General features: G+C 70.5%; 7 protein-coding genes and 1 pseudogene. 7 read left to right on the top strand and 1 reads right to left on the bottom strand.

Annotation, left to right across the window (positions count from 1 at the left end; genetic code table 11):
- The 5 genes from A3IC_RS0110650 to A3IC_RS0110630 all read left to right on the top strand — a co-directional run.
- The coding region (locus tag A3IC_RS0110650; protein ID WP_020550044.1) for an Hsp70 family protein at positions 1-607 on the top strand (607 nt) is incomplete at its 5' end.
- Complete coding sequence (gene grpE, locus A3IC_RS0110645) at positions 604-1,197, top strand: nucleotide exchange factor GrpE (protein ID WP_020550043.1); 594 nt, start codon at positions 604-606, stop codon at positions 1,195-1,197. The genes A3IC_RS0110650 and grpE, both read left to right, overlap by 4 nt.
- Before the next feature lie 121 nt (positions 1,198-1,318).
- Positions 1,319-2,494: a molecular chaperone DnaJ gene (dnaJ, locus tag A3IC_RS0110640; RefSeq protein ID WP_020550042.1), complete on the top strand. Its 1,176-nt coding sequence runs from the start codon at positions 1,319-1,321 to the stop codon at positions 2,492-2,494.
- A gap of 1 nt (position 2,495) precedes the next feature.
- Positions 2,496-2,969, top strand: a complete 474-nt coding sequence (locus A3IC_RS0110635; RefSeq protein WP_020550041.1) for a heat shock protein transcriptional repressor HspR — start codon at positions 2,496-2,498, stop codon at positions 2,967-2,969.
- A 144-nt stretch (positions 2,970-3,113) separates the two neighbouring features.
- Positions 3,114-4,943, top strand: coding sequence for a TIGR03767 family metallophosphoesterase (locus tag A3IC_RS0110630; RefSeq protein ID WP_020550040.1), 1,830 nt, complete (start codon positions 3,114-3,116; stop codon positions 4,941-4,943).
- Between the two features lie 27 nt (positions 4,944-4,970).
- Here A3IC_RS0110630 and A3IC_RS0110625 read toward each other — a convergent pair whose 3' ends face one another.
- Positions 4,971-5,636, bottom strand: coding sequence for a nucleoside/nucleotide kinase family protein (locus tag A3IC_RS0110625; RefSeq protein ID WP_052173387.1), 666 nt, complete (start codon positions 5,634-5,636; stop codon positions 4,971-4,973).
- 166 nt (positions 5,637-5,802) lie between these two features.
- Here A3IC_RS0110625 and clpB point away from each other — a divergent pair, with 166 nt between their 5' ends.
- Both clpB and A3IC_RS0110615 read left to right on the top strand, forming a co-directional pair.
- Complete coding sequence (clpB, locus tag A3IC_RS0110620) at positions 5,803-8,424, top strand: ATP-dependent chaperone ClpB (RefSeq protein ID WP_020550038.1); 2,622 nt, start codon at positions 5,803-5,805, stop codon at positions 8,422-8,424.
- 387 nt (positions 8,425-8,811) lie between these two features.
- Positions 8,812-9,918, top strand: a pseudogene (locus A3IC_RS0110615) (Fe-S oxidoreductase); the annotation flags it as partial.

The following is a 9,918-nucleotide window of genomic DNA, read 5'->3' as shown; positions in this document are numbered from 1 at the left end:
CGAGCGCGAGATCGCCGCCTACAACAAGAAGCTCGGCATGTTCGAGCTGACCGGCCTGCCGCCGGCCCCGCGCGGGCTGCCGCAGATCGAGGTCACCTTCGACATCGACGCCAACGGCATCGTGCACGTGTCCGCGAAGGACCTGGGCACGGGCAAGGAGCAGTCGATGACCATCACCGGCGGCTCCGGCCTGCCGAAGGACGACATCGACCGGATGATGCGCGAGGCGGAGGCGCACGCGGAGGAGGACCACCAGCGTCGCGAGGCCGCGGAGACCCGCAACCAGGCCGAGCAACTGGTGTACACCACCGAGAAGTTCATCAAGGACAACGGCGACAAGGTGCCGGCCGACGTGAAGACCGAGGTCGAGACGTCGCTCACCGAGCTCAAGGACGCGCTCAAGGGCGACGACCTGGCCGCGATCCGCGACGCCGCGGAGAAGGTCAGCACCACGAGCCAGAAGCTGGGCACCGCGATGTACGCGAACGCCCAGCCCGGCGCCGAGGGTGCGGCCGGTTCGACCGGCGACGCCGCGGGCAACACTGCCGACGACGACGTCGTGGACGCCGAGATCGTCGACGAGGACCGTAAGGGCGGTGCTGCGTGACCGAAGGGACCGGCTCGAACCACGGCGCCGTCCCGGGCGACGCCCAAGAGACAGAGCCGAAGCCGGAAACCGGGACCGCCGCCTCGGCGGCGGCCCCGGCCCCCGGGGCGGCCGAGGCCGCCGAGCTGCGCAACCAGCTCGGTGAGCGCACGGCCGACCTGCAACGGCTCCAGGCCGAGTACGCGAACTACCGCAAGCGCGTCGAGCGGGACCGCAACGTGGCGGGCGAACTGGCCGCCATCAAGGTGCTGAGCGAACTGCTCCCGGTGCTCGACGACATCGGTCGGGCCCGCGACCACGGCGAACTGGCGGGCGGCTTCAAGTCGGTCGCCGAGTCGCTGGAGTCGATCGTGGCCAAGATGGGGCTGCAGGGCTTCGGCTCCAAGGGCGACCCGTTCGACCCGACGGTGCACGAGGCGCTGCTGCACTCGTACGCGACCGACGTCACCGAGCCCACGTGCGTGGAGATCCTGCAGCCCGGCTACCAGGTCGGCGAACGGATCATCCGGCCGGCGCGGGTGGCGGTCGCGGAGCCCACGGCGGACGCCGAAGGTGGTCCGGAGGAGTCGGGCGAAGCGGCCGGCAGCTGAACCGACACCGGGAACCAGACGACGAGAAGCGGAGAGGAGGGACGCCGATGCGCGGGTGGAGTGAATCCGGAAACGGGCGCTCGGAGCACGAGGGCACCCCGACCCGATCGGCGAGGGGCGCATGAGTACGAAGGACTACCTGGAGAAGGACTACTACAAGGTGCTCGGCGTCCCCAAGGACGCCGGCACCGCCGAGATCAAGAAGGCCTACCGCAAGCTCGCCGTCGAGTTCCACCCGGACAAGAACAAGGGTGACACCAGGGCCGAGGAACGGTTCAAGGAGATCTCGGAAGCCTACGACGTGCTCGCCGACGAGAAGCGGCGCAAGGAGTACGACGAGGCGCGGACCCTGTTCGGCAGCGGGGGCGGCTTCCGCGGCCCCGGCGGCGGGCCGGGCGGCGCCGGCGGTTTCCCCTTCGACCTCGGCGACATCTTCGGTGGCCAGCAGCAGGGCGGCGCGGGCGCGGGCGGCGGCCTGGGCGACATCTTCGGCGGCCTGTTCGGCGGCGGTCGCCAGACCGGACGCCAGCAGCCCCGGCGCGGCTCGGACGTGGAGTCCGAGGTCACCCTCGGCTTCGCGGACGCGGTCGACGGTGCGACCGTGCCGATCCGACTGACCAGCTCCGAGCCGTGTCGGCACTGCAACGGCACGGGCGCAGCCGCGGGCACCACCCCGCGGATGTGTCCGACCTGCGCGGGGTCCGGCAACGTCAGTCGGCCGCAGGGCGGCTTCGGCTTCTCCGAGCCGTGCCGCGACTGCAAGGGTCGCGGGCTGCTGGTGGACGACCCGTGCATCGTGTGCAACGGCAGCGGTCGGGCCAAGAGTTCACGCACGATGCAGGTCCGGATCCCGGCCGGGGTCCAGGACGGCCAGCGGATCCGGCTCAAGGGCAAGGGCGCTCCCGGCGAGCGCGGCGGCCCCTCCGGTGACCTCTACGTCGTGGTGCACGTCAAGGCGCACGCCGTATTCGGCCGCAAGGGCGACAACCTCACCGTCACCGTGCCGGTCACCTTCCCGGAGGCCGCGCTGGGGGCGGAGATCACCGTGCCCACCCTGGGCGGTGTCCCGGTCACGCTCAAGCTCCCCGCGGGCACGGGCAACGGCCGTACGCTGCGCGTCCGCGGGCGCGGTGCGGCACGCAAGGACGGCACTCGGGGCGACCTCCTGGTCACCATCGAGGTGACGGTTCCTCAGCAGCTGAACGACAAGGCGCGCGAGGCGCTGGAGGCGTTCCGCGAGGCGACCGTCGCGCACGATCCCCGAGCCGATCTGTTGGACGCGGCGAAGGGGGCATGACATGCGACCGGGCGGATTGGGCGGCGACGGCGGCATCGGCGGGCGGCGCGGCTACGAGATCGACGAGACCTCTCCGGTCTACGTGATCTCGGTGGCCGCACAGCTGTCCGGTCTGCATCCGCAGACACTGCGCCAGTACGACCGACTCGGCCTGGTCTCGCCCGACCGCACGGCCGGTCGCGGGCGGCGCTACTCCGCCCGCGACATCGTCCAGTTGCGTGAGGTGCAGCGGCTCTCCCAGGAAGCCGGCATCAACCTCGCCGGGATCAAGCGCATCCTGGAGCTGGAGAACCAGGTACTCGCGCTGCGCATGCGCGTGGCCGAGCTGGAACACGCGCTGCACGAGGCGACGGACGCGAGCGCCCGACGCGAGGCGGCCGTGCACGCGTCCTATCGGCGCGACCTGGTCCCGGTCCGGCCGCAGGCGGGCACCGCGCTCGTGGTCTGGAAGCCCAAGCGCGGGCGCACCGACTGACGGGCCGTCGAGCGGCGGCGGCCGGCCTGGAATGCGCAAGGGGCGTGGCTTCGGCCGCGCCCCTCATTCGTGCGGGCGGGCGGCCGCGGGTGGGTCGTGGGCACTCCTTGATGCCGCTCAATACGCGTCAGTAGGGTCACCCGCATGAAGCCGAATCGTCGGGACGTCCTGAAGTACTCGGCCGCTGGCGCGGCACTGCTCGGAGCGGCGGCGTGCACCGACGCCAAGGACGAGCCGGACAAGAAGTCGAGCGATGCGCCCAAGTCCGGCGCCCCGACCGCGGGCGGCCCGGCCGGCATAGCCGGCACCACTCTGGAGCGCACCCTGGTGCTCGGCCCGCCCGGCGCGGGCGGCTACCGCAAGGTGGTCGCCGGCCCCGGCGAACCGCACCTGTTGCGCACCGAGTTGGCCCCCGGCGCCGGGCCCGGCAGCAAGGCGAAGAGCCAACCGCTGGTTGCCTTCACCCAGTTGACGGACATTCACATCCAGGACTCGCAGTCCACCGCGCGGGTGGACTTCCTGGACCGGCACAGCGACAAGGACCAGCCGTTCGCGAAGCTGCTGCCCTTCCAGTCCTCGCATCGCCCGCAGGAGGTGCTGACCGCGCAGATAGCCGAGGCGATGGTGCAGTCGTTGAACCGGATCGGCAAGGGTCCGGCACTCGGCCAACCGCTCGCCTTCACCATCTGCACGGGCGACAACACCGACAACATCCAGTTCAACGAGCTGCGCTGGTACATAGACGTGTTGGACGGCGGCAAGAAGGTCACCCCGGACTCGGGCGACCGGAACCGGTACGAGGGTCCGATGGACGCGGTCGCGTACCACGAGCGCTACTGGCACCCGGACGGCACGCCCCCCGGGCAGAAGGACGACGTGCCCAGGCGCGAGTACGGCTTTCCCACCGTGCCGGGCCTGCTCGACGCCTGCCGGCGTCCGTTCGAGGCGACCGGCCTGAAGACCCCGTGGTACACCGCGTACGGCAACCACGACGGCCTGGTCCAGGGCAACCTGCCGGTCAGTGAGTTGCTGAGCAAGGTCGCGGTCGGCGACGAGAAGGTGCTCGACATCTCGGCGGGTCAGACCATCGTCACGCTCGCGCTCGGCCTGCAGAACGGCAAGCCGGACGCGCTCGCCGCGCTGCTGGCGGGCCCCAAGCGCAAGGTCACCGCCGATCCGGACCGCCGGCTGATCGACCGCGCGGAGACGATCAAGGAGCACTTCAACACGACCGGCCTGCCCAAGGGCCACGGCTTCACCCAGACGAACCTGGACGCCAAGACCGCGTACTACAGCTTCGACCAGGGCCGGGTGCGCTGCCTGGTCCTGGACACGGTGAACCAGTACGGCCTGGACTCCGGCTGCCTGGACCCGACCCAGTTCGCGTGGCTCCAGGACCACCTGGTCAAGGGCAGCTCCAGGTACCTGGACGAGCAGGGCAAGGTGGTCGAGGGCACCGGCAAGGACATGCTGTTCGTGCTGTTCAGCCACCACACGATCGACACGCTGGTGAACAAGACGGTGCCCTCGGGGCAACCCGCGCGGATCCTGGGCCCGCAGGTGCAGGCGCTGCTGCTGCGCTTCCCGAACGTCGTGCTGTGGGTCAACGGGCACACCCACGACAACAACGTGAAGCCCTACCCGCGGCCGGCGGGCAGCGCGGTTCCCGGCGGATTCTGGGAGATCAACACCGCGTCGCACATCGACTGGCCCTCACAGGCGCGGATCGTGGAGATCGGCGACAACAAGAACGGCACGCTCTCCATCTACGGCACCATCGTCGACTCCGCCGGGCCGGAGTCCAACGGCGGCAAGCTGGACGGCCCGGTCGCGCTGGCCGCGCTGGCCCGCGAACTCGCGGGCAACGACTGGCAGGAGCGCGACCGCCCCGACCCCAAGGTGGACGGCCGCCGCGGTCGGTTGGAGGACCGCAACGTGGAACTGCTGGTGCCGTCGCCGGCGTGGCTCACCTAGCCGAAGGCCGCGGGTGCGGGTGCGGGCTCACCACACCACCGTCACCACCCGCGCACAGCGGGATTTGGAGCGCTTGACCAGTTCGCCGTTGGGCCGGTCGCTGCCCGCCACCCAGGCCATCGCCTCGCCGGGGCTGCGACCGCCTCGGCGCTGGCGCCTGGTCAACCGCTCGTCGCGGACCCGGTCCGAGGCGTGCACGTACCAGACCTCGGTCATCAGGCAGTAGGCGTCGGTCCAGCCGGGGGCGTCCAGCGCGAGGTAGTTCCCCTCGGTCACCACGATCCGGGTGCCGGGTCGCACCACGTGCCGCGCGGCCACCGGCTCGTGCAGCGTGCGGTCGTAGTCCGGTACGTACACGTCCCGGTCCACCTCGTGCACCACGCGCGCCAGCGTGCTCGCGTAGCCCCACACGTCGAAGGTGTCCACCGCGCCCTTGCGGTGCAACCGACCGATCCGCTTGAGCTGCGCGTTCGAGAGATGGAAGCCGTCGAGCGGCACGTAGGCGGCGATACCGACGCCGACCCGCTGTTCGATCGCGCGCACCAAGCGGCCGGCGAGCGTGGACTTCCCGGCTCCCGGCGGACCGGCGAGGCCGAGCACGACACGCTCGGCCTCGGGCGCCGTCGGAATGAGCCGGACGGCCGCATCCGCAAGCGCGTCGAGTGTTTCGAGGGCACCGGACACATCTGGCATGTCCGCAGTCTAGGCATCCGGGCGGACGCACGGTTGAGTGGAATAGACTCAACTTAGTTGTGGTTCTCACAGTCAAATAACCGTTCGGGGTGCGGGACGTACGCGGCACGAACGGGATGATGGCCGTGACAGCGCGTGCCCGAAGCGAAGGAGTCGCACACCTCACATGGATGCACAGAAGCTCACCACCAAGGCCCAAGAGGCCCTTTCGGTCGCCATCCGCAAGGCTTCCGCGGCGGGACACCCCCAGGTGGAGCCCGCGCATCTGCTGCTCGCCCTGCTCGAACAGCCCGAGGGCATCGCGGTCCCGCTGCTCGGCGCGGCCGGCGTGGACGTGCCGCTCCTGAAGGTCGCAGCCGCCCAGATCTCGGATCGCCTGCCCAGCGCGTCCGGCTCGACGGTGGCCGCGCCGCAGCTCGCCCGCGAGACGATGCTCGCGCTGGACGAGGCGGAGAAGCAGGCCGACAAGCTCGGCGACACGTTCGTGTCCACCGAGCACGTCCTGGTCGGTCTCGCGTCCGGCCGATCCGGCCCGGTCGCCGACGCGCTGCGTGAGGCGGGCGCCACCCCGCAGGCACTGCTCGACTCCTTCAAGGCGGTGCGCGGCAGCGCCCGGGTCACCTCGCAGGACCCGGAGAGCACCTACCAGGCACTGGAGAAGTACGGCCGCGACCTGACCGAGGAGGCCCGCGACGGCAAGCTCGACCCGGTCATCGGCCGCGACTCGGAGATCCGCCGGGTGGTCCAGGTGTTGTCCCGCCGGACCAAGAACAACCCGGTACTGATCGGTGAACCCGGTGTGGGCAAGACCGCCGTCGTGGAGGGCCTGGCCCGCCGGATCGTGGCCGGCGACGTGCCCGAGTCGCTGCGCGACAAGCGGTTGATCGCACTCGACCTGGGTGCGATGGTCGCGGGCGCGAAGTACCGCGGCGAGTTCGAGGAGCGGCTGAAGGCGGTGCTGAACGAGATCAAGTCCAGCGACGGCCAGGTCGTCACCTTCATCGACGAACTGCACACCGTGGTGGGTGCCGGTGCCACCGGCGACAGTTCGATGGACGCGGGCAACATGCTCAAGCCGATGCTCGCGCGCGGCGAACTGCGCCTGGTCGGCGCGACCACGCTGGACGAGTACCGCAAGCACATCGAGAAGGACCCCGCGCTGGAGCGCCGGTTCCAGCAGGTGTTCGTGGGCGAGCCCAGCGTCGAGGACACCATCGCGATCCTGCGCGGGCTCAAGAGCCGGTACGAGGCACACCACAAGGTGCAGATCGCCGACTCCGCCCTGGTCGCCGCGGCCACCCTCTCCGACCGCTACATCACCGCGCGCTTCCTCCCCGACAAGGCGATCGACCTGGTCGACGAGGCGGCCTCGCGACTGCGGATGGAAATCGACTCCTCCCCCGTCGAGATCGACGAGCTGCAGCGCTCGGTCGACCGGCTGCGGATGGAGGAGATGGCGCTGGACAAGGAGACCGACGCGGCCAGCCGGGACCGCCTGGAGCGGCTGCGCAAGGACCTCGCGGACAAGCAGGAGCAGCTCAGCGGCCTGACCGCGCGGTGGCAGCAGGAGAAGGCCGGCCTGAACCGGGTCGGCGAGCTCAAGGAGCGCCTGGACGCCGCCCGCGGCGAGGCCGAGCGGGCCCAGCGGGACGGCGACTTCGAGACCGCGTCGAAGCTGATGTACGGACAGATCCCGACCCTGGAGCGCGAGTTGGCCGAGGCCGCGGCGACCGAGGGGGACCGGGGCACCGACGGCACCGCGATGGTCAAGGAGGAGGTCGGCCCGGACGACGTGGCCGATGTCGTCTCGTCCTGGACCGGCATCCCCTCGGGCCGACTGCTGGAGGGCGAGCGCGGCAAGCTGCTGCGGATGGAGGACGAGCTGGGTCGCCGGCTGATCGGCCAGAAGACGGCCGTGGCGACGGTGTCCGACGCGGTCCGCCGGGCCCGCTCCGGCATCGCCGACCCGGATCGCCCGACCGGCTCGTTCCTGTTCCTGGGCCCGACCGGCGTGGGCAAGACCGAGCTGGCCAAATCGCTCGCCGACTTCCTCTTCGACGACGAGCGCGCGATGGTGCGGATCGACATGTCGGAGTACGCGGAGAAGCACTCGGTCGCGCGCCTGGTCGGCGCGCCGCCCGGCTACGTGGGGTACGAGGAGGGCGGCCAGCTGACCGAGGCGGTCCGCCGCCGGCCGTACTCGGTCGTGTTGTTGGACGAGGTGGAGAAGGCCCACCCCGAGGTCTTCGACGTCCTGCTCCAAGTGCTCGACGACGGGCGGCTGACCGACGGCCAGGGCCGCACGGTGGACTTCCGCAACGTGGTGCTGATCCTGACCTCGAACCTGGGGTCGCAGTACCTCGTCGACCCGGCACTGTCCCCGGAGCAGCAGCAGGGCATGGTGATGGACGTCGTGCGCAACGCGTTCAAGCCGGAGTTCCTCAACCGGCTCGACGACATCGTGCTCTTCGACGCGCTGGGCACGGCGGAGCTCGCGCACATCGTCGGACTCCAGGTCGACCGGCTCGGCGCTCGGCTCAGCGACCGCAGGATCACCCTCACGGTGACCGACGCGGCCCGCGAGTGGCTCGCGCTGACCGGGTACGACCCGGCGTACGGCGCGCGGCCGCTGCGCCGGCTGATCCAGACCGCGATCGGCGACAAGCTGGCTCGGGCGCTGCTCGCGGGCGATGTCGGCGACGGCGACACGGTCGTGGTCGACCTCGACGAAGCGAGCGACACGCTGGTCGTGCAGCCTCGGAAGCAGGCGGCCGCGAAGACGCTCTGATCGGCGGGCTCGGAGCGAGGGGCGGTCCGGCCCGATCCCGGCCGGCCGGGCCCGAACCGGGCGCACGCTCACCACGGCGCCGGGACCTGTCGCGGGTCCCGGCGCTTCGGCGGTCCCGGCGCCTGGGCGGTCCCGGCGCTTCGGCAGTCCTGGCACTTCGGCAGTCCCGGCAGTTCGGCAACGGGTGCGGTGGGACACGCCTGGTAAGACAAGATCACCCAGGGGCGGCCCGAAGCGGACAAAACCCCCGAAGCCGGTAGCGTCCAGCGTGACGGATATCATCGACGCAGTGGATAAGTTACCAGTGGGTAAGATGCCCGCACGGCCGTACGCTGTCGGCCGATACACGCCCCGGAAGGGACGTCCCACCGGAGGAGCCGAACGCCCATGCAGCTCGCAGCGATCGTGATCTCGCTGGTCACCTTGGTGGTCGGCGCCGCGCTCGCGGCGCGCGCCGTCGCGCACATCTACCGTTTCGTCCAAGTCGGCCAGCCTGACGGCAGCCGAACCGGACAGCCCGCGCAGCGCACCGCGACCCTCGGCCGGGAGTTCCTCGGCCACACCCGAATGCTCAAGTGGGGCGTCGTCGGCGTGGCCCACTGGTTCGTGGCCGTCGGCTTCCTGACCCTCGGCCTGACCATCGTCACCGCGATCGTCCAGCTCTTCGACGCGCACTGGGTGTTCCCACTCATCGGCGACTGGCTGCCGTACGAACTCTTCACCGAGTTCATCGCCCTGGCCACGTTCGTCGGCATCGTGGTCCTGATGGTCATCCGGCAGCTGAGCCTGCCCTCCCGCCCGGGCCGCAAGTCGCGGTTCGCCGGCTCGGTGTCGTGGCAGGCGTACTACGTCGAGTGGACGATCCTGGTGATCGGCCTCGCGATCCTGACGCTGCGCGCCCTGGAGGCCGCCCTGCTGGGGGTGGACCACTACGAGGCGGGATTCTTCGCGTCGTACCCGCTGAGCCTGGCGTTCCAGGACCTGGGCGAGTCCACGCTGGAGAACCTGGTCTACCTGACCGCGATGATCAAGCTCACCGCCACCGGCGCGTGGGCGGTGACGATCGGTCTGAACCCGAGCATGGGTGTCGCGTGGCATCGGTTCCTGGCGTTCTTCAACATCTACTTCAAGCGTGAGGCGGATGGTGGGGTCGCGTTGGGTGCGTTGCAGCCGATGCGTTCGGGTGGTGAGGTGATCGATTTCGAGGACCCGGCGGACGATGCGGTGTTCGGGGTCTCGCAGGTGGAGCATTTCACCTGGAAGGGTCTGCTGGACTTCTCCACGTGTACCGAGTGTGGTCGNTGTCAGTCGCAGTGTCCGGCGTGGAACACGGGCAAGCCGTTGTCGCCGAAGTTGTTGATCATGTCGCTGCGTGAGCACGCGTTCGCGAAGGCCCCGTACCTGTTGGCGGGTGGCGGCAGGGACGAGGAGGGCAACGAGAGGGCCACTCCCGAGCAGTTGGCGAGGGTCCCGGCGTCGGCTCTGGCGGAGGCC

This window comes from Embleya scabrispora DSM 41855 (assembly GCF_000372745.1).
Taxonomy (GTDB): Bacteria; Actinomycetota; Actinomycetes; order Streptomycetales; family Streptomycetaceae; genus Embleya; species Embleya scabrispora.
Note: the sequence above shows the minus strand (reverse complement) of the source record. Positions and strands in the feature narration are given on the sequence as shown.